Source organism: Pseudomonas sp. B2021 (assembly GCF_018135665.1).
Classification (GTDB): domain Bacteria; phylum Pseudomonadota; class Gammaproteobacteria; order Pseudomonadales; family Pseudomonadaceae; genus Aquipseudomonas; species Aquipseudomonas lactis.
In genome coordinates this window covers 2,282,262-2,301,314 of the sequence record NZ_SMOF01000001.1, presented here as the reverse complement: position 1 = coordinate 2,301,314, position 19,053 = coordinate 2,282,262, and the positions used below count along the sequence as shown (strand labels likewise).

Annotated in this window: 15 protein-coding genes and 1 pseudogene; 11 read left to right on the top strand and 5 right to left on the bottom strand. The window is 61.1% G+C overall.

Going from position 1 to position 19,053, the window contains the following annotated elements:
- Positions 1 to 382 precede the first annotated feature (382 nt).
- Entirely contained in the window at positions 383 to 1,276 is an 894-nt protein-coding gene (locus tag E1K68_RS10495) for a LysR family transcriptional regulator (protein WP_003190344.1), read from the bottom strand.
- 128 nt (positions 1,277 to 1,404) lie between these two features.
- On the opposite strand from E1K68_RS10495, the gene E1K68_RS10490 reads away from it, so the two are divergent.
- Both E1K68_RS10490 and E1K68_RS10485 read left to right on the top strand, forming a co-directional pair.
- Positions 1,405 to 3,072 (top strand): GMC family oxidoreductase N-terminal domain-containing protein, encoded by a 1,668-nt coding sequence (locus E1K68_RS10490; RefSeq protein ID WP_137205236.1) that lies wholly within the window; start codon positions 1,405 to 1,407, stop codon positions 3,070 to 3,072.
- Positions 3,073 to 3,154: 82 nt separating this feature from the next.
- Positions 3,155 to 4,777, top strand: a complete 1,623-nt coding sequence (locus E1K68_RS10485) for an MFS transporter (protein ID WP_032892452.1) — start codon at positions 3,155 to 3,157, stop codon at positions 4,775 to 4,777.
- Positions 4,778 to 4,791: 14 nt separating this feature from the next.
- Here E1K68_RS10485 and E1K68_RS27765 read toward each other — a convergent pair.
- A pseudogene (locus tag E1K68_RS27765) lies at positions 4,792 to 4,899 on the bottom strand (outer membrane lipoprotein carrier protein LolA); the annotation flags it as partial.
- A gap of 99 nt (positions 4,900 to 4,998) precedes the next feature.
- Here E1K68_RS27765 and E1K68_RS10480 point away from each other — a divergent pair.
- The 4 genes from E1K68_RS10480 (at position 4,999) to E1K68_RS10465 (ending at position 9,301) form a co-directional block, all read left to right on the top strand.
- On the top strand, positions 4,999 to 6,948 hold the full coding sequence (locus tag E1K68_RS10480; RefSeq protein ID WP_212614884.1) for a DNA topoisomerase III: 1,950 nt from the start codon (positions 4,999 to 5,001) through the stop codon (positions 6,946 to 6,948).
- A 129-nt stretch (positions 6,949 to 7,077) separates the two neighbouring features.
- On the top strand, positions 7,078 to 7,518 hold the full coding sequence (locus E1K68_RS10475; protein WP_003190337.1) for a CBS domain-containing protein: 441 nt from the start codon (positions 7,078 to 7,080) through the stop codon (positions 7,516 to 7,518).
- A gap of 9 nt (positions 7,519 to 7,527) precedes the next feature.
- Entirely contained in the window at positions 7,528 to 8,373 is an 846-nt protein-coding gene (locus E1K68_RS10470) for an NAD-dependent protein deacetylase (protein WP_212614046.1), read from the top strand.
- A gap of 598 nt (positions 8,374 to 8,971) precedes the next feature.
- Complete coding sequence (locus E1K68_RS10465; RefSeq protein WP_003190335.1) at positions 8,972 to 9,301, top strand: hypothetical protein; 330 nt, start codon at positions 8,972 to 8,974, stop codon at positions 9,299 to 9,301.
- 57 nt (positions 9,302 to 9,358) lie between these two features.
- Here the strand turns inward: E1K68_RS10465 and E1K68_RS10460 are convergent, their stop codons facing one another.
- Positions 9,359 to 10,261: a LysR family transcriptional regulator gene (locus E1K68_RS10460; RefSeq protein ID WP_003190333.1), complete on the bottom strand. Its 903-nt coding sequence runs from the start codon at positions 10,259 to 10,261 to the stop codon at positions 9,359 to 9,361.
- 132 nt (positions 10,262 to 10,393) lie between these two features.
- Between E1K68_RS10460 and E1K68_RS10455 the strand changes: the two genes are divergently transcribed.
- Genes E1K68_RS10455 through E1K68_RS10445 form a run of 3 tightly spaced genes read left to right on the top strand, consistent with a single transcriptional unit; the run spans position 10,394 to position 12,976 of the window.
- The gene (locus E1K68_RS10455) at positions 10,394 to 11,092 is read left to right on the top strand and encodes a CoA transferase subunit A (protein WP_003190329.1); all 699 of its coding nucleotides are present in this window, start codon (positions 10,394 to 10,396) and stop codon (positions 11,090 to 11,092) included.
- A gap of 31 nt (positions 11,093 to 11,123) precedes the next feature.
- Positions 11,124 to 11,783, top strand: coding sequence for a CoA transferase subunit B (locus E1K68_RS10450; RefSeq protein WP_003190327.1), 660 nt, complete (start codon positions 11,124 to 11,126; stop codon positions 11,781 to 11,783).
- Positions 11,784 to 11,794: 11 nt separating this feature from the next.
- Positions 11,795 to 12,976, top strand: a complete 1,182-nt coding sequence (locus E1K68_RS10445; RefSeq protein WP_003190325.1) for an acetyl-CoA C-acetyltransferase — start codon at positions 11,795 to 11,797, stop codon at positions 12,974 to 12,976.
- A 230-nt stretch (positions 12,977 to 13,206) separates the two neighbouring features.
- On the opposite strand, the gene E1K68_RS10440 is transcribed toward E1K68_RS10445, so the two are convergent.
- Positions 13,207 to 13,629: a PaaI family thioesterase gene (locus E1K68_RS10440; RefSeq protein WP_014717969.1), complete on the bottom strand. Its 423-nt coding sequence runs from the start codon at positions 13,627 to 13,629 to the stop codon at positions 13,207 to 13,209.
- A 157-nt stretch (positions 13,630 to 13,786) separates the two neighbouring features.
- On the opposite strand from E1K68_RS10440, the gene E1K68_RS10435 reads away from it, so the two are divergent.
- Complete coding sequence (locus E1K68_RS10435) at positions 13,787 to 14,581, top strand: DUF4349 domain-containing protein (RefSeq protein WP_212614045.1); 795 nt, start codon at positions 13,787 to 13,789, stop codon at positions 14,579 to 14,581.
- Here E1K68_RS10435 and E1K68_RS10430 read toward each other — a convergent pair whose 3' ends face one another.
- Positions 14,582 to 15,667 (bottom strand): DUF1615 domain-containing protein, encoded by a 1,086-nt coding sequence (locus tag E1K68_RS10430; protein WP_003190320.1) that lies wholly within the window; start codon positions 15,665 to 15,667, stop codon positions 14,582 to 14,584. It lies immediately after the preceding gene.
- Positions 15,668 to 15,940: 273 nt separating this feature from the next.
- On the opposite strand from E1K68_RS10430, the gene E1K68_RS10425 reads away from it, so the two are divergent.
- The coding region (locus E1K68_RS10425; protein WP_212614044.1) for a DUF6531 domain-containing protein at positions 15,941 to 19,053 on the top strand (3,113 nt) is incomplete at its 3' end.

Here is a 19,053-nt window from a genome sequence, read left to right as displayed (position 1 = left end):
CGCTCTTGATCTGCTTTTGATCTTGATCTCAGGCGCCCCGTTAAACCACGCTGGCCGAACGCAGGCTTGAATTCGTGGGTAACCCGGCAGGACGCCGGGTTAGCCGCCCCGCGCCATGGATGGCGCGTGGCGGCGGCCCACGGATTCAAGCCTGTGTTCGGGCACACCGAGCCTAAGCGAGGTGCCGAGTGGTGGGGCAAGAGCCTTTTGCTTACTTTTGGCTGGGCCGGCATTCCGGCTCCTTTCAAAAGTGAGCCGCTGTCAGAGCGGAACCCTAAGTGGCCGTTACCGCAGGAATGGATATGTACACAATCCAACTGTGTCGCCTGTCAGGCCGCCTTCGCGAGCAAGCCAGCTCCCACTTTTTAATCCGTGTGTTGCGTCAGCGGGACTCACCTAGCAACAAGCCCTGCTCCCGCGCGCACAACTCCACCACATAATCCCACAACACCCGCAACCGCACCGACTTGTGCAGCTCCCGACGCGAGCTGATCCAATAGCTGCGCTGAATGCCCTCTGCCGGCAACAACGGCACCAACTCCCCATCCCCAGCCGCCATAAAACACGGCAACACCGCAATGCCCAACCCCGAACGCGCCGCCTGGTGTTGCGCAATTACACTGGTGCTGTGGAACACCACCTTGGGGTTACGGCAGAAGCTGTTGAGAAACTTCAGCTCCTGGCTGAACAGCAGGTCATCGACATAATCGATCCAGGCATGGGCAGCAAGGTCTTCACGCTTCTCGATAGGCGGATTGCGGGCCAGGTAGGCACGGCTGGCGTACAGCGCCAGACGATAATCGGTGAGTTTGCGCGTCACCAGTTGATCGGCGCTGGGGCGCTCCAGGTGAATGCTGATCTCCGCTTCGCGATTGAGGATGCTGACAAAACGCGGCACCGCGACCAGCTCCACCTCCAATCCTGGATAGCGTTCAAACAAGCCTCCCATGCGCGAGGCCAAAAACATCACCCCCAGCCCTTCGGCCACGCCGAGGCGAATCTTGCCCAGGGGCGCAGCAGAATGGGTGAGCTCGTCTTCGGCCAACAGTGCCACGTTCTCCATGGCCTCCGCATGTTTGAGCAGCGCTTCGCCGGCAGGCGTCAGTTCATAGCCCTGGGCATGTTGCACGAACAACGCCGTGCCGAGGCTTTTCTCGATGGCGTCGATATGCCGGGCCACGGTGGCATGCGTGGTTTTCAGGCGTTGGGCGGCGGTGAGCAGGCGGCCACTGCGCTGCAACTCGAGAAAAAACCGCAGGTCATTCCAGTCGAACATATCGCCTCCAGTGCCCGGGCCAGCCGCCGTTGTTTAAAAACGCACAGCGGGTGGGTAAAAACTAACATTTTTAAGACGAAAACTAACAACTAGGATGGGGCCAATAAGAAAAACAAGCGAGACCCCAGATGCCCAATGCAACTGCTGAATACGATTACATCGTCGTCGGCGCCGGCCCTGCCGGATGCCTGCTGGCCAATCGTCTGTCCGCCAACCCGGCTCACCGTGTCCTGCTGCTGGAAGCCGGTGGCCGCGACAACTACCCCTGGATCCATATCCCCGTCGGCTACCTGTTCTGCATCGGCAACCCACGCACCGACTGGTGCTTCAAGACCGAATCCCAAGCCGGCCTGCAAGGGCGCGCCTTGAGCTACCCCCGGGGCAAAGTGCTGGGCGGCTGCTCGTCTATCAACGGCATGATCTATATGCGCGGCCAGGCTCAGGACTACGATGGCTGGGCGGCGGCGGGCAACGCGGGCTGGGCCTGGAAAGACGTACTGCCGCTGTTCAAACAGAGCGAAAACCATTTTGCCGGCGGCTCTGAATTCCACAACGAGGGCGGCGAGTGGCGCGTCGAGCAACAGCGCCTGTCGTGGCCGATCCTCGATGCGTTTCGTGAGGCGGCTGCCCAAAGCGGCATCGCCAATATCAATGACTTCAACCAGGGCGATAACGAGGGTTGCGGTTACTTCCAGGTCAACCAGAAAGCCGGTGTGCGCTGGAATGCGGCCAAGGCGTTTCTCAAGCCGATCCGCCAGCGGCCTAACCTCACCGTGCTGACGGAGGTAGAGGTTGAGCGTGTGCTGCTGGAAAACGGTCGTGCCTCGCAGGTACTGGGGCGCCAACACGGCCAGGCACTGATCTGGAAAGCGCGCAAAGAGATCGTACTGTGCGCCGGCTCGGTGGGTTCGCCGGGCATTCTGCAACGTTCAGGGATCGGCCCTTCCCAGGTGCTCAAGCCCCTGGGTATCGACGTGGTGCATGAACTGCCAGGCGTTGGCGGCAACCTGCAAGATCACCTGCAACTGCGCCTGATCTACAAGCTGGAAAATGCCCGCACCCTGAACCAGATCGCCGGCACATTGTGGGGCAAGATGGGCATGGGCCTGCGCTACCTGTACGACCGTAGCGGCCCGCTGTCGATGGCGCCCAGCCAACTCGGCGCGTTTGCCCGCTCCGGCCCGGAGCAGACCTCTGCCAACCTGCAATACCATGTGCAACCACTGTCCCTGGAGCGCTTTGGCGAACCATTGCACGGCTTCCCGGCATTTACCGCGTCGGTCTGCGACCTGCGCCCGCAAAGCCGTGGCCGGGTGGATATTCGTTCGGCCAACCCGGCGGACGCCCCCTTGATACAACCCAATTACCTCAGCCACCCCGAAGACTTGCGCATAGCCGCCGACGCCATTCGCCTGACCCGGCGCATCGTCGCCGCTCCGGCCCTGAGCCAGTTCAAACCGGTGGAATACCTGCCCGGCCAAGACCTGCAAACTGAAGAACAACTGCACGAAGCCGCCGCACGGATCGGCACCACGATTTTCCATCCGGTGGGCACCTGCCGCATGGGCGATGACAAGGACGCGGTGGTCGACAGCCAACTGCGCGTACACGGCATCCCCGGCCTGCGCATTGCCGATGCGTCGATCATGCCGCGCATCACCTCCGGCAATACCTGCTCACCCACGCTGATGATCGCGGAAAAAGCCGCGCAGCTCATCCTGTCACCCAACACTGTAGGCGCGAGCTTACTCGCGAAAAACCCACCAGCACCGCGCACTACAGGGCACCCCGCGTAATCGTTGACGTTGAAAAAATAGCGGCGCTGAGGTTGGCGCCGACAGTGGAACAACAATAAATAATCACTGTGAGGGACACCCGATGTCAGAACATGCTCAACCCCTGGGCTCAGCGGCCAGTGCAAGTACCGCCAACGAATCAAGAAAGGTCATCTTCGCCTCCTCCCTGGGGACGGTGTTCGAGTGGTATGACTTTTTCCTCTACGGCGCCCTGGCGGCGGTGATCAGCAAGCAGTTCTTTGCCGGGGTCAACGACACCACGGCGTTTATCTTTGCCTTGATGGCCTTTGCCGCAGGCTTTGTGGTGCGGCCATTCGGTGCGCTGGTGTTCGGCCGCCTGGGCGATATGATCGGGCGCAAGTACACCTTCCTCGTGACCATCATCCTGATGGGCGTGGCAACCTTCTGCGTCGGGTTGCTGCCGACCTACGCCAGCATCGGCATTGCCGCACCGATCATCCTCATTGTGCTGCGCATGCTGCAGGGCCTGGCGCTGGGCGGTGAGTACGGCGGCGCCGCTACCTACGTGGCCGAGCATGCGCCACCGGGCAAGCGCGGCCTGCACACCAGCTGGATTCAGTCCACCGCCACCCTCGGCCTGCTGCTGTCGCTGCTGGTGGTGCTGGCCTGCCGTTACTTCACCGGCGATCAGTTCGAAGTGTGGGGCTGGCGCATTCCGTTCCTGTTTTCCATCGTGCTGCTGGGCATCTCGACCTGGATCCGCATGAGCCTGCACGAATCGCCCGCCTTCTTGAAGATGAAAGAGGAAGGCAAGGCCTGCAAGGCGCCGATTCGCGAGTCCTTCGGCAAGTGGGAAAACCTCAAGGTGGTGCTGATCGCCCTGTTCAGCATCAACGGCGGGCAGGCGGTGACCTTCTACGCAGCGCAGTTTTATGTGCTGTTCTTCCTCACCCAGTTCCTGCGCATGGACCCAGCCCTGGCCAATATGCTGTTGATCATCAGCGTGGTGATCGGCGCACCGTTCTTTATCCTGTTTGGCTGGCTATCGGACAAGGTCGGGCGCAAGCCGGTGCTGATGCTCGGCCTGCTGTTGGCGACCGCGCTGTACTTCCCGATCTTCAAGGGCCTGGCGCACTACACCAACCCGGCGATGGACCAGGCTAGCCAACAAGCGCCGATCACCGTACTGGCCGACCCGGCCACCTGCACCTTCCAGTTCGACCCAGTGGGCAAGGCCCGTTTTGACAGCCCGTGCGACAAGGTCAAGACCTTCCTGGTCAAACAGGGCCTGCCCTACAGCAGCGCCGCCGCCCCTGCGGGCAGCCCGGTGCAAGTGAGCGTGGGCGATGTGCGTATCGATGGCTTTGATGAAGCAGCCCTGCGTGGCGCTGTAGCCCTGGCCGGCTACCCGTCATCGGCGGATGTGGCCCAGGTCAACAAGCTGATGGTGGTGGTGCTGATCGTGGTGCTGATCTTCATCGCCGCCATGTGCTACGGGCCGTTGGCAGCGCTGATGGTGGAGCTGTTTCCGACGCGCATCCGCTACACCTCGATGTCCCTGCCCTACCACATCGGTAACGGCTGGTTTGGCGGGTTCCTGCCGACGGTGTCGTTCGCCCTGGTGGTGTACACCGGCGATATCTTCTACGGGTTGTGGTACCCGGTGGTGGTGACGGGGGTGAGCCTGATCGTCGGGCTGTTCTGCCTTAAAGAAACCCGGCATGTGGATATCGAAAACAACTGATACCTCCCCCCTGCAGGAGCGAGCTTGCTCGCGAAGAACCTGAGAGCAACGCGGGGCACCAGGCGCCCCGCGTCATCGTTAACGACCTTCGCGAGCAAGCTCGCTCCTACAGCGGTGTGCAGTGCTCACACAAATTGCTGTACATCCATACAGATAATGGTTGCTCAAATCCGTTCAAATAAGCATCCTGCAAGGCATCAACCTGATCTGATGTGATGACCATGCGGCTGTACCTCTGTGAAAAACCCTCCCAGGCCAAGGATATCGCGGCCGTGCTCGGCGCCAGCCGCCGTGGCGATGGGTGCTGGCTGGGTCATGGAGTCACGGTCACCTGGTGCATCGGCCACCTGCTGGAAACCGCCCCGCCCGACGCCTACGACGCCAAATACAAACGCTGGGTGCTGGCCGACCTGCCGATCGTCCCGGAAAAATGGAAGATGCTGGTCAAGCCCAAGACCGCCAGCCAATACAAGGCCGTCAAGCGCTTGCTGGGGGAAGCCCAGGAACTGGTGATCGCCACCGACGCCGACCGTGAAGGCGAGATGATCGCCCGTGAACTGGTAGAACACTGCCGCTACCGCGGTCCGATCCAGCGGCTGTGGTTGTCGGCGCTCGACGACGCCTCCATTCGCAAGGCCCTGGCGGCGCTCAAACCCGGTGCAGAAACCTTCAGCCTGTATCATTCGGCCCTGGGGCGCTCGCGTGCCGACTGGCTGATCGGCATGAACATGAGTCGCCTGTTTACCCTGCTGGGGCGCCAATCCGGTTACCAGGGCGTGCTGCCGGTAGGCCGCGTGCAAACCCCGACCCTGCGCCTGGTGGTGGACCGTGATCGCAGCATTGCCGACTTCGTGCCGGTGGCCTATTGGGCCATTGATGTCGACCTGCGTCACGAGCACATGACCTTCACCGCCCAATGGCGCGCCCCTGACGATGCCTGTGACGACCAGGGCCGTTGCCTCAACCCGCAACTGGCGCGGGACGCCGCCGACGCCATGCTCAACGCCGCCACGGCGCGACTGGTGCAACTGCGTACCGAGCGTATGCGCGAAGTGGCGCCCCTGCCCTTCGACCTCGGCACCTTGCAGGAGATCTGTTCGAAGAAGCTCGGCCTGGGCGCCCAGGAAACCCTGGACATCGCTCAATCCCTGTACGAAACCCACAAGGCCATCACCTACCCACGCAGCGATTGCGGCTACCTGCCGCTGAGCCAGCACAGTGAAGCGCCGAAGATTCTGGCGGCACTGGGCCGTGCGGACACAGCGGTCAACGAACTGATGCCGAACATCGACCCTCAGCGCCGTTCGCGGGCCTGGAACGACGCCAAGGTCAGCGCCCACCACGGCATCATCCCCACCGGCGCCGGCAAGGAGGTCAGCCAACTGACCGGCAAGCACCGTGCGGTCTATACGCTGATTCGTGCGCGCTACCTGGCGCAGTTCCTGCCCAACCATGAATACGACCGCACCCAGGCCGATTTCGACTGTGCCGGCCACGCGTTGCGCGCGGTGGGCAAAGTGGTCATCGAACCGGGTTGGAAACGCGCCTTGCCCGAAGCGTTGGTGCCCGCCAAAGGTCGCGAAGCCCCCGCGCCCCAAGCATTGCCGACGCTGGTGCAGGGCCACGACTACGCCGTGGCCAAGGTCAACCTCAAGGACCTATGGACCCAGCCGCCCAAGCCCTTTACCGAAGGCGACCTGATCAAGGCGATGAAAAACGTCGCCAAGCTGGTGGAGGACCCGTTGCTCAAGCAAAAACTCAAGGACACCACGGGCATCGGCACCGAGGCCACCCGCGCCGGGATTATCCAGGGCCTGCTGGACCGCGGCTACCTGGTGAAAAACGGCAAGGCCCTGTCGGCAACCCCGGCCGCGTTCAGCCTGATTGACGCCGTGCCCCGCGCTATCGCCGACCCTGGCACCACCGCCATCTGGGAACAGGCACTGGACATGGTGCAAAGCGGCGAAATGAGCCTGGAAGAGTTCGTGGCCAAGCAAGCGGCGTGGATGAGCAAGCAGGTGGCGCGCTGCAACGGCATGCGCATGACCATCACTGGCCCCGCCAGCCCCGCTGGCCGAGGAGCAACGCCGTGGAAAAAGAAACGCAAGGCCGCGCCACGTAAGGCTGCTGCCAGCCCCAAACGCGGGAAAAAGCCGGCAAATGCGGGATAAATACCGAAAAAAACCGGCCCATGACGTTTTTCGACAGGTTTAACGCCGCATTGGCCCTTGCTCCGGCGGGTTCGGTCTAGGATTCTGTAGGGGATCTGGACTACCAACAACAACACCGGAGTGGCCGCCATGAAGACCGTTGCACAACTGCTCAAAGCCAAGGACCAGAAAAACCAGGACGTCCACACCATCAAATGGGACCACACCGTGTTTGAAGCGCTGGTGCGAATGTCCGAGAAAAACGTCGGGGCCTTGCCCGTGGTCAAGGATGACGTGGTGGTCGGCATCATCAGCGAAAGGGATTACGCACGCAAAATCATGCTCAAGGGACTCTCGTCGGTCACCACCAAGGTCCATGAGGTGATGAGCTCGCCGGTGATCACCGTGGATACTCACAAGAGTGTCGAGGAATGCATGAACATCATGACCGACAGTCACCTGCGCCACCTGCCCGTGGTCGAAGACGGCAAACTGCTGGGCCTGCTGTCCATCGGTGACTTGGTCAAGGAAGCGATTGCCGAGCAAGCGGCCTTGATCCAGCAGCTGGAACAGTACATCCGCGGCGAATAGGGGGAACCCATGCTCGACACGCTGGACCATCAGCAAGACCACCTCGACACCCTGCACCGGGCCATGACCGGCCGGCGCTTTCTGGTGCTGACCGGCGCAGGGATCAGTACATCTTCGGGCATCCCGGATTACCGGGACGGTGAAGGTGTACGCCGGGGCAAGCCACCGATGATGTACCAGGAATTCCTCGCCACTCCAGAGGCGCGGCGCCGCTACTGGGCGCGGGCGATGCTGGGGTGGCCGCGGGTGCGCATTGCCCAGCCGAACAAGGCCCACCTTGCGCTCGCGACGCTGCAACACCGTGGCCATATCAGCGGGCTGATTACGCAGAACGTCGACACCCTGCATGACCAGGCCGGCAGCCAGGATGTGATCGAGCTGCATGGCAGCTTGCATCGGGTGCTGTGCCTGGATTGCCAACTGCGTAGCGAGCGCGATGTGATCCAGCGGCAGATGGAAGTCGATAACCCGCACATGGCACAGGTTCATGCGGTGCAAGCGCCGGATGGCGACACCCTGCTCGATCCGATGTTTGAACAGCGCTTCCAGATACCCCGCTGCCCACATTGCAACGGCGAACGGCTGAAACCGGATGTGGTGTTCTTTGGCGAGAACGTCGCACCGGCGACGGCGCTCAAGGCGATGACGGCGGTAGAACATGCCGAAGGACTGTTAGTGGTGGGGTCGTCGCTGATGGCCTATTCGGCGTTTCGCCTGTGCAAGGCGATAGTTGAACAGGGTAAGCCGGTGATTGCCATCAACCTGGGCAAGACTCGGGGTGATGAGCTGTTGCAGGTGAAAATCCAGGCGTCCTGCGAGCGGCTATTACCCTTACTGTCCGAGAAATTGAGATAGCGACGCATCAACCTGTGGGAGCTGGCTTGCCTGCGATAGCAGTGTGTCAGGCGAACATGTACCCACTGACGCATCGCCATCGCAGGCAAGCCAGCTCCCACAGGGGATCTGCGTAAATTCGTCACCAAAATCCCGCGACCCACCGCACAGAAAATGACGCCCAAGTCACGTTTTCCCGCATTCCCCCGTCCCCACGGCAATTTATGTAGTGAGCAAAAATAATCACTACATAACCGTTGACGTAACCTTTTTGTCCTTGCATGATCTAGACGTCTCTCGGATCGAGAGCGTTGGTAACAAGCGTTTTGAACAGGCTCGTCTGACCGCCGAGCTGTTTTTCTGGATGTGCACTGCCCACAAGGCAGATTGATGAAGCTGACCGGCCCCGAAAGGGACAGGTACAAGACGCTCAAACGCGGCTTGTCTTCGTAATCAGAGCATTGCGTAGCAGCCCATCAGCAAGACTACATGCATCAGCTTCAAGACCCTGCCCGTATTCGGCAGCCCGTCGCTGACGCCCGGTTTTAGTAACCGGAGACAACTCAACTGGTATTAACGAATCAACTGATAGATCGCCAACTGGTCAAGGGGCTTACACATGAATCTGAACAACCAACCAACTATCGATGAATTGGCTGAGATGTTCGCAGCGCAGAAAGACACACTCGACGACCATATCCTGTGGATTGGCAAATCGGGCGAAGTGCAAATTGACTGCCTGGCGCCCCATACCGAAGAAGCCGAGTTTGACCGCAATAACCGTGAGCTGGCGGCGCGCTTGAAGATGTACCGCCGTGGCCAGGGTTATGTCGGCAAGAAAGCCGCGGCTGACCGCAACTTTATCGAGCAGGTGTTCGACACACTTAATAATGCCTGGGCGTCTTTCAAAGACAGCTCGCAAGTTAAAGTGATCGACCGTTACTACTAAGTAGTCCTTAATTAATGTGGGCGCTGGCTTGCCAGCGCCCACATTTGTATTACCGGCTTAAAAAGTTGGAAACCTGCCCTTCCCCGCTTCATCTCGAAAGATATCAAACAACACCTGCGCCGCCGCCGACAGTTCATGCCCCGGCTTGGTCAGCACCCCAATCGGCCGTTCGATCACCGGGCCGGTCAAGGTAATGCAATGGGCTCCGGCCTCTTCCATCTGCCTGGCGCATAACGCCGGCACCGCGCTGACCCCCAAACCGCTGGCAACCATCTTGCCCACCGTCGCCAATTGATGGCTTTCCAAGGCCACGGGCAATTTCATCTGCAAGGCCCCCAGGTGCTCTTCCAGCATTACTCGCACGGTGGAAGGCCGTTGCAGGGTGATGAACGGCTGTTCCAATAGAGCTTTCCAGTCGATTTCAGCGCGCTGTGCCAAGGCTGAATCTCCCGGGACCACGGCGATAAAGCGGTCCAGGTACAGCGGCGTGAACGCCAATGACGAGCCATCTGATGGCTCGAACGCCACCCCCAGCTCCACCTGACGGTCGCGCACCATCTCCAGCACCTGCTCATTGATCAGGTCATGCACCGTCACGTTCACCTGAGGGTAACGGGCGCGGAATATCTTCAGGATCGGCGGCAACAGGTTCCCCGCGAACGACGGCATGGCTGCCACCGTGACGCGGCCGCGTTGCAGGGTAAAACGCTGGCGCAGTTCGTCTTCGGCGTTGTCCCAATCGGCAATCAACCGGCGGGCCAGGGGCAACAGGGATTCACCTTCAGGGGTCAGCGCGACGTTGCGGGTATTGCGGCTGAACAGGCGCCCGCCTAAACCTTCTTCCAGGCCCTTGATGGTCAAGCTCAACGCCGATTGGGAGAGGTGCAAACGCTCGCAGGCAGCGGCAAAACTCAGGCTTTGCGCGACGGCGAGAAAGGCACGCATCTGTTTGACGGTCATGAGCTGCTCCGGACGATGACTGGACTATGCTGTTTTCTAAATCAATCAACCTTAAAAAACAACTTAACAAATCAATCCGCTGGCGCAACACTCAACTCACTGGCTGGACCACAAACAATAAAAGAGGTGCATATGGCAGGTTTCGATAAACGCGTGGCGTCCTATGAAGAAGCGCTGGCAGGCCTGGAAGACGGCATGACCGTGCTCTCCGGTGGTTTTGGCCTGTGTGGCATTCCAGAAAACCTCATCGCTGAAATCAAGCGCAAAGGCACCCGCGACCTGACGGTGGTCTCCAACAACTGTGGCGTCGATGGCTTTGGCCTGGGCGTGCTGCTGGAACAGAAGCAGATCAGCAAAGTGATCGCCTCCTACGTGGGTGAAAACGCCCTGTTCGAGAAGCAACTGCTCAGCGGCGAGATTGAGGTGGTGCTCACGCCCCAAGGCACCCTGGCAGAAAAAATGCGCGCAGGCGGCGCCGGCATCCCGGCCTTCTTCACCGCCACCGGCGTCGGCACCCCCGTGGCCGAAGGCAAGGAAACTCGCGAATTCAAGGGTCGCCCGTATCTGATGGAAGAGTCCATCACCGGCGACTTTGCCATCGTCAAAGGCTGGAAAGCCGACCACTTCGGCAACGTCATCTACCGTCACACCGCCCAGAACTTCAACCCGCTGGCCGCCACCGCCGGCAAGATCACCGTGGTCGAAGTCGAGGAAATCGTCGAACCGGGCGAGCTGGACCCGGCGCAGATCCACACCCCTGGCATCTACGTCGACCGGATCATCTGCGGCACCTTCGAAAAGCGTATTGAACAGCGCACCGTCCGCAAATAATCCCCGTCCAGAACAATAAGAGGAAACAATCATGGCGCTTACCCGCGAACAAATGGCTCAACGCGTTGCCCGCGAGATGCAGGACGGTTACTACGTGAACCTCGGTATCGGCATTCCGACCCTGGTGGCCAACTACATCCCCGACGGCATGGAAGTGATGCTGCAATCGGAAAACGGCCTGCTGGGCATGGGCCCGTTCCCGACCGAAGACACCATCGACGCCGACATGATCAACGCCGGCAAGCAGACCGTCACCGCACGCATCGGCGCCTCGATCTTTTCTTCCGCCGAGTCGTTCGCGATGATTCGCGGTGGGCATGTCGACCTCACCGTACTGGGCGCATTCGAAGTGGACGTACAGGGCAACATCGCTTCGTGGATGATCCCCGGCAAGCTGGTCAAGGGCATGGGCGGAGCCATGGACCTGGTGGCTGGCGCAGAAAACATCATCGTGATCATGACTCACGCCTCCAAAGACGGTGAGTCCAAGTTGCTCAGCCAGTGCAGCCTGCCGCTGACCGGTGCCAACTGCATCAAGCGCGTGCTCACGGACCTGGCGTACCTGGAAATCGAAAATGGCGCTTTTGTCCTCAAGGAACGCGCACCTGGCGTCAGCGTAGAAGAGATTGTGAGCAAGACCGCCGGTAAACTGATCGTCCCGGACCACGTTCCAGAAATGCACTTCCAGTGAGGACAGATTCCATGCAAGACGTCGTGATTGTTGCTGCCACCCGCACCGCCGTAGGCAGCTTCCAAGGTTCGCTGGCGAACATCCCGGCCCCGGAACTGGGCGCTGCCGTGATCCGTCGCCTGCTGGAGCAGACCGGCCTGGACCCGGCGCAAGTGGATGAAGTGATCCTCGGCCAGGTACTCACCGCAGGCAGCGGCCAGAACCCGGCACGCCAGGCTTCGATCCTCGCCGGCCTGCCCCACGCCGTGCCGAGCCTGACCCTGAACAAGGTCTGCGGTTCGGGCCTCAAGGCTTTGCACCTGGGCGCCCAAGCCATTCGTTGCGGCGACGCCGAGGTGATCATTGCCGGTGGCATGGAGAACATGAGCCTGGCCCCGTACGTATTGCCTGCCGCGCGCACCGGTTTGCGCATGGGCCACGCGAAGATGATCGACAGCATGATCACCGACGGCCTGTGGGATGCGTTCAACGATTACCACATGGGCATCACCGCCGAGAACCTGGTGGACAAGTACGGTATCAGCCGCGAAGCCCAGGACGCCTTTGCCGCCGCCTCCCAGCAGAAAGCCGCCGCCGCTATCGAAGCCGGACGCTTTGCCGATGAGATCACACCGATCCTGATTCCCCAGCGCAAAGGCGACCCGGTGGCCTTTGCGGTGGACGAACAACCCCGCGCCGGCACCACCGCCGAATCCCTGGCCAAGCTCAAGCCTGCGTTCAAAAAAGACGGCAGCGTCACCGCCGGCAACGCCTCCAGCCTGAACGACGGCGCTGCGGCCGTGCTGCTGATGAGCGCCGACAAAGCCAAGGCTCTCGGCCTGCCCGTACTGGCGCGTATCGCCAGCTACGCCAACGCGGGCGTCGACCCGGCCATCATGGGCATCGGCCCGGTCTCGGCCACCCGCCGCTGTCTGGACAAGGCCGGCTGGCAGCTGGCTGACCTGGACCTGATCGAAGCCAACGAAGCCTTCGCCGCGCAATCCCTGGCAGTGGGCAAAGAGCTGGAGTGGGACGCGCAGAAGGTCAACGTCAACGGCGGCGCCATCGCCATCGGCCACCCGATCGGTGCTTCAGGCTGCCGCGTGCTGGTGACCCTGCTGCATGAAATGATCAAGCGCGACGCCAAGAAAGGCTTGGCAACGCTGTGCATCGGCGGCGGCCAAGGCGTAGCCCTGGCGCTCGAACGCAACTGACCTGTAGGAGCGAGCTTGCTCGCGAAAAACCTCAACGATAACGCAGCGCTCCTCATAGAACGTGTTGCCTGTGAGTTCTTCGCGAGCAAGCTCGCTCCTACATATGAGACATAACGAGCAACATTGAAAAGGCCTGGTTCCACGAAAACCAGGCCTTTTCTTTTTCTCGATCCCCCTGAATGAACTCGGTCAAAATGTGGGAACTGGCTTGCCAGCTCCCACATTTGATCTCATTGCCTGTCAGCTTGCGGCACCGCGAACACCGCGCTCGCCCGCAGCACCACCCGCTCCTCCACCTGCAAACTCAACGTGGCAAACGCCATCTGCCGTCCGCGCTTGTGGCTTTCCAAACGCACCACCATCCACTCCCCTACCTGCACGGCGCCCAGGTAATCCACGGTCATGCTGGCGGTAATCAACGGCAACGGCGGCTCACTGGAAAACGCCATGGCGTACCCCATGCCGATATCGGCCAGCGTCGCCAGCACCCCGCCGTGCACCGTGCCGCGCCCGTTGGCGTGACGATGATCGGCGCGCAGGCCGACTTCCAATTGCAAACCTTCGCCACGGCAATACGCCGGGCCGAGAAGTTCCAGCAACGGGCTGCTGCGCGGCAATGGGACAAAACCTTGGGGGACGGTCTGAGCGTTCATGGCGGTTGCTTCCCTGGTATGAGGCTTGAGATGTACGCCAGCCTCGACCCGGCAGCCACCACCATCAGCCGGGCAAATCCCGGGCAATGCTTTGCGTTAATGGGCCAGACCCGCTTTAATCTCGGCCAATTTCTCCTACACATTTCAAGGAAACGCCATGCGCCACCTGGACGGCAACTCCCACCCGCTTCGCGCGCCGCTGTTAATCTTGCTGGCCGGCCTGGCCTTGGCCGGTTGTTCCCCCAAGGACCACTCTCGCGCCACCGTCATCAATGGCGAACAGGGCAAGGCCGGGGCGCAACTGGCCTATGAGCATGAATTGACCCTGGCCCTGCCCGGCGCTCTGCTCGCACCGCGTATGCAGGCCACTCGCGAGGCGTGTGAAACAGCGCGCTTTGGTGCCTGCAATATCCTTGGCATTACCGAAGACGGCCAGGGTGGCCAAATCATCCTGCGGATCGCGCCCACGGGTGTGGAGCCGATGGTCGCCCTGGCGGCCGAAGGCGGTAAGCTCGGCCAGCGCATCACCACGGCCGAAGACCTGGCCGATGCCGTGGCGGATGTGCGCCGTCGCCAGGACCGCCTGCAAGCCCAGCAGCAACGCCTCGACGAACTGGCCAAGCGCAAGGACATCACCGTCAGCGACCTGATCGTCCTGAGCAAAGAGCAAGCCGGTATTGAAAACGAGCTGCAGGAACTGGCCCAGGTTGCCGCCGGCCAGCAACGCCGCCTCGACACCAACCGTGTGACCTTGAAATTCCGTTCCTCGGACGGCGCCAACCAGGTGTCAAGGTTCACCCGGATGTTCAGCAACCTGGGAGACAACCTGGTGAACGGCACCGCAGACGCGCTGGAACGTGCCAGCTATGTGCTGCCCTTCGTGATCCTGGCGTTCCCGGTGGTGTGGTTGTGGGTGGGCTTGTGGCGCCGGTTCGTCAAGCGCCGCAGTTGATCAGCGCTTCAGGCAGCGCTGGTAGCGCTCATCCACGCGCTTGGCAAACCAGGCCGTGGTCAGGTTGCGGGTGATCTTCGGGCTCTTGAGCACAATACCCGGCAGGATCGCCCGTGGCAGCGGCTTGCCGGCCGCCTGGTCGGCCAGGCTGAAGACGCGCTTGTACAAGGTGGTGTCCTCAAAATCCAACTGCTCGCCCTGCTCCAGTTGGCTGCGAATGCTCGGGTTGCGCATGTCCAGCTTCGCCCCCAGTGAACGCACCGCCAGCTCGGTGGTGCCGGGCAGCAATGAGCCATAGCGGATCAAATCCCCATCCAGCGCCAGCTCTTTACCCGACACACGGCTGACAGCGGCCTGGAACGCGGCATTGCGGCTGGCGTACCAACCGGCGTTGAAGTCGGCAAAGCGGTACAGCGGCTGGTCGTAGCTCACCGGGTAACCGAGCAGATGGGCGATGCCGAAGTACATGCCACCGCGACGGGTGAACACTTCGCGGCGAATCGTGCCGTCCACCGTGTAGGGATAACTCCGCGCCTGTTTCTGCGCAAAGTCGATACTGACCTGCATGGGGCCTGCGGTGTGCACCGGGTTGAAGCCGCCAAACAGCGTATTGCCCAGGGGCACCATACTGATGAAGTCGTCGAAGATGCCGCTCAAATCCCTCTCCGTACGGGCGGCATTCAAACGGTCGGCGTAGGTTTTGCCGGTGGGCGAGCGCAGTTGCAAGGCGCTGCGCACCACGAATGCCGGCACATGCACCTTGCCGGCGCGGCGCAGGATTTCATCCTGAGCGATCTTGCCCATACCCGGCACCGGCGGGTCGACCTGATAGGTGGACTCTTGCTCGGTCACCGCCAATACCGCACAGATGTTTTCGTTGCTGGGGTAGATTTTCTGGGTGTCGAAGGCGGTATAGATGTCCTGGGCCCAACCGTTGCGGTCCGCGACCTTGGCCGGCAGCAGGCGCACGATCTGCGCCTTCACCTCGGCTTCACTGCGCTCGGGCTGCTGAGGGCCACGGGAGGTGGAACAACCGGCCAGTACCAGCAAAGGAATAAGGCAGAGCAGCAGACGCGTTGAATACATGGGGCTTCCTTGGTTAACGACAGGCCGGGCAGTGCTGATATCGACAGGTAAGTCTAACCGGGGTTCGTCGGCATGCCGAACCCCGTGCCTGGCAGTAACTGAAACATCCCACACAACTGCCGGATAAGCTCTACTCCTCGCCTGCGCAAACCTCTGCAAAGTCCCTCGCCTGATCAAACAGTGCGAGGGAGTGCAGATGGTTTTTTCCGTGACGCGTGCGGTTGACGGGGCCGGCACTTGAACCCGGCCATTGGCAGGCTGGCGCTGACGCCAATGAACGCGGAAACGGTCGACGTTGAAGGCGTCTTCCGTGACTTTCGCGATTGCTTGAACACCTTTGACGAGTGGGCCGAAAGCTTTTGGAGCTTCTCGGCGCTGGACGTCGAACAGGTGTTCAAGGTCGGGGATGACGTCGCGCTGGTTGCCCCGATCACTCGCTCCCTCTTGCCCAGCAGCACCGTCGCCACGTGCCAGGCCACAGGGACCTTGACCCTGGTGCATATGTTCCAGAGCACCAGGTTTGTGCCCGTCGGCAACACGCCGGTGGTGGTGCAACGCGTTGATCCAAACGGCGGCCCGCTGGGCGAGCCCATTCATAAGACCATCGGCCCCAGTGGCATCCTCGAAGTCACCGAGTGTGATCGCAACCAGCAATACCGGGTGAGTTTCTACCCCAACGTTTCCCAAGATCACTTCAAGGCGCTGTATGCGTCCTACCAGTCGGTGATCGCCGCGCTGGAAGCCCGGCTGCGCAAAGAGTGGAGCGACACCTTCCAAGCCCAGTGGAAAAATTACATAGACGCCCGCCCGCTTGAGCGGCGCTGCCTGCTGGAAGCGGCTTTTGCCAGTGGGTTGGGCAAGGCGCTTTACAGCCTGTGGGACAACATTGGCGAGTTGTCTGCGCTGCTGGCGGACCTCAAGCCCAATAGCGAAAAGTTGCTGCACTACCTTTCGCAAACTGAGCTCGATGAACTGCTGACCCTGAGCAGTGACGCGATCGCCCAGGGCTTGTTGGTGCTCAGTGATGAGCCGCTGCTGTTTGTCTACCTGGCGGCGCTGGTCAGCTGGATGCGCATGCTCCCGCCTACGGAGATGGCTGAACTGTGGGGTGAAATCACCGGTGAGGTGCTGATCAATCTGCTGCTGATTCGCGTGTTGGGTGCGATGGGCGTGGTGGTGCGATTGGGGGCTCGTGTGCTCAGTCACGTCAAATCCGGGCGGGCGCGGGCGTTGTTGGAATTGCTGGCCAAGCAGGTGGAGGGGCCTCGGCTGGAAACCCATGTGGAGGTCGCCAAGCCGGTGTTGCTGAGCAGTGCGGCGACGCCGGTCAAGACAGTGCCGGTGGTGCCGTTGAAGGCGGGCGACACGCTGGTTTCGAGCCCGGCGCCGATGGTGCGCGGCAAGACCCAGCGCACGACGTTGGTCCGTCAGGAGCCTGTCGATGATGTGCCGGCTGTGGCTTCAAATCCCAAAGGAGATGCGGCGGCTTCTGCGGATAAAACGGTCACTCACGGTTGCCCGGTGTCGATGGTTACCGGCGAGGAGTTGCTCACCCTTACCGACGGCGCGCTGGATGGGATCTTGCCGTTTGAATGGACGCGGCTGTACCGCACCAGTGCGGTTGAAGTCGATTGTGGGTTGGGGTTTGGCTGGAGTCATGCGCTGGCTCATCGGCTGGTGGTGTCGGGCGATTTGGTGGTGTGGACTGACCATGAGAACCGCTCGACTACCCTGCCCTTGCCTACAGCGGCTCGACCCGCGATCACCAATAGTCTGGCAGAAGCGGCGATCTATTTGGGAGCCTCGCCTGATGAACTGGTGCTGGCCCAGGCGTCGCGTTTCTACCACTTTCGCGACGGTGTGCTGACAACCATCAGCGATGCGTATGACAACCGGCTGCGCCTTTGCCGGGATCGTTCTGGGCGGATTGAGCGGCTGGATAACGGCGCCGGTCGTTCGTTGCTGCTGCGTTATGAGTTGGGTCGCATCGTCGCGGTGGACTATCAGGTGCATCGCGCCAAAGGGCGTGAGCCCTACGTGTGGGTCACCGAGCAAAACGTTGTTTCCTACGCCTATGACGAAGATGGACGACTGGTTTGCGCGACCAACGCTGTCGGGGAAAGCGAGCGTTATCGCTACGACGATCAGCACGTCATTCTTGAACGCCAACTGGCCGGTGGCGCGAGTTTCTTTTGGGAATGGGAGCGCGCTGGCAAGGCGGCGCGCTGCGTCCGGCATTGGGCGAGCTTTTCGCAAATGGATACGCGCTATGCCTGGGGGGATGACGGGCGCGTCACGGTGCATAACGCCGATGGTAGCCAGGAGGTGTATGTCCATGACCAGCGGGCGCGGCTGGTGCAGAGGATTGATCCGGACGGCGCCACGCACTTTAAATCCTACGACAACCAGGGGCGGCTGACCGTCGAGCAAGATCCGATGGGCGCGGTGACGGCCTATCAGTATGACGACGCCGGACGCCTGGTCGCGCTGTTTCCGGGGGATGATGAGCCAACGTCCTACGAGCATGACAACGATTTTGTACGGGTTGTTCGGCGTGGGGAGGCGGTCTGGAAATATGAGCGTAATGAGCAAGGCGATGTTACGCGTAGGACCGATCCCGATGGAGAGGCTACTGACTACAGCTACAACAAACAGGGGCAACTGACTGGAGTTTGGTATCCCGACAGCAGTTGTCATCGGTTGGTGTGGAACGAGCGGGGGCAGTTGCTTGAGGAGCAATTGCCCAATGGTGGGATCAAGCGTTATCGCTATGACGACCTCGGAAGGCAAATCGCCCGTGAGGATGAGCACGGCGCGCAAACAGTCTTTGAATGGGACAGCGTCGGTCGGCTGATTCGCCTCGTCTTGCCAGGCGGCGCCACACGCGAATTCAGCTACAACCCCTACGGCAAAATCATCGCCGAACGCGACGAACTCGGCCACGTCACCCGCTACGAATACGCAGACGGCCTGCACCTGTTCAGCCGCCGCCTCAACGCCGACGGCACCCAGGTCAACTACCGCTACGACAACGCCCGGCTGCTGCTCACCGAGATCGAAAACGAAGTCGGCGAAACCTACCAGCTCGACTACCACCCCAATGGCCTGATCCGCCAGGAAACCGGCTTCGACGGCCAGCGCACCGCGTCTGCCTACGACCTCAATGGCAACCTGCTGGAGAAAACCGAATACGGCGACGATGGCAGCCAATTAATCACCCGCTACCAGCGCGACCACGCCGGGCGCCTCGTACGAAAAACCCTGCCCGACAGCAACGTTGTCGACTACGCCTACGACCGCCAAGGCAACCTCCTCAGCGTCGAAGACGGTCACTGGGCGTTGGCCTACGAATACGACCGCCAAAACCGCCTGACCGCCGAGCACCA

Excerpts from the sequence above, each read along its gene's own strand:
- E1K68_RS10440 (WP_014717969.1), bottom strand. The coding sequence starts at position 13,629 with ATGAACGCTCAGACCGTCCCCCAAGGTTTTGTCCCATTGCCGCGCAGC.
- E1K68_RS10480 (WP_212614884.1), top strand. The coding sequence starts at position 4,999 with ATGCGGCTGTACCTCTGTGAAAAACCCTCCCAGGCCAAGGATATCGCG.
- E1K68_RS10430 (WP_003190320.1), bottom strand. The coding sequence starts at position 15,667 with ATGTATTCAACGCGTCTGCTGCTCTGCCTTATTCCTTTGCTGGTACTG.
- E1K68_RS10490 (WP_137205236.1), top strand. The coding sequence starts at position 1,405 with ATGCCCAATGCAACTGCTGAATACGATTACATCGTCGTCGGCGCCGGC.
- E1K68_RS10460 (WP_003190333.1), bottom strand. The coding sequence starts at position 10,261 with ATGACCGTCAAACAGATGCGTGCCTTTCTCGCCGTCGCGCAAAGCCTG.
- E1K68_RS10435 (WP_212614045.1), top strand. The coding sequence starts at position 13,787 with ATGCGCCACCTGGACGGCAACTCCCACCCGCTTCGCGCGCCGCTGTTA.
- E1K68_RS10470 (WP_212614046.1), top strand. The coding sequence starts at position 7,528 with ATGCTCGACACGCTGGACCATCAGCAAGACCACCTCGACACCCTGCAC.
- E1K68_RS10450 (WP_003190327.1), top strand. The coding sequence starts at position 11,124 with ATGGCGCTTACCCGCGAACAAATGGCTCAACGCGTTGCCCGCGAGATG.
- E1K68_RS10475 (WP_003190337.1), top strand. The coding sequence starts at position 7,078 with ATGAAGACCGTTGCACAACTGCTCAAAGCCAAGGACCAGAAAAACCAG.
- E1K68_RS10485 (WP_032892452.1), top strand. The coding sequence starts at position 3,155 with ATGTCAGAACATGCTCAACCCCTGGGCTCAGCGGCCAGTGCAAGTACC.
- E1K68_RS10465 (WP_003190335.1), top strand. The coding sequence starts at position 8,972 with ATGAATCTGAACAACCAACCAACTATCGATGAATTGGCTGAGATGTTC.
- E1K68_RS10455 (WP_003190329.1), top strand. The coding sequence starts at position 10,394 with ATGGCAGGTTTCGATAAACGCGTGGCGTCCTATGAAGAAGCGCTGGCA.
- E1K68_RS10445 (WP_003190325.1), top strand. The coding sequence starts at position 11,795 with ATGCAAGACGTCGTGATTGTTGCTGCCACCCGCACCGCCGTAGGCAGC.
- E1K68_RS10495 (WP_003190344.1), bottom strand. The coding sequence starts at position 1,276 with ATGTTCGACTGGAATGACCTGCGGTTTTTTCTCGAGTTGCAGCGCAGT.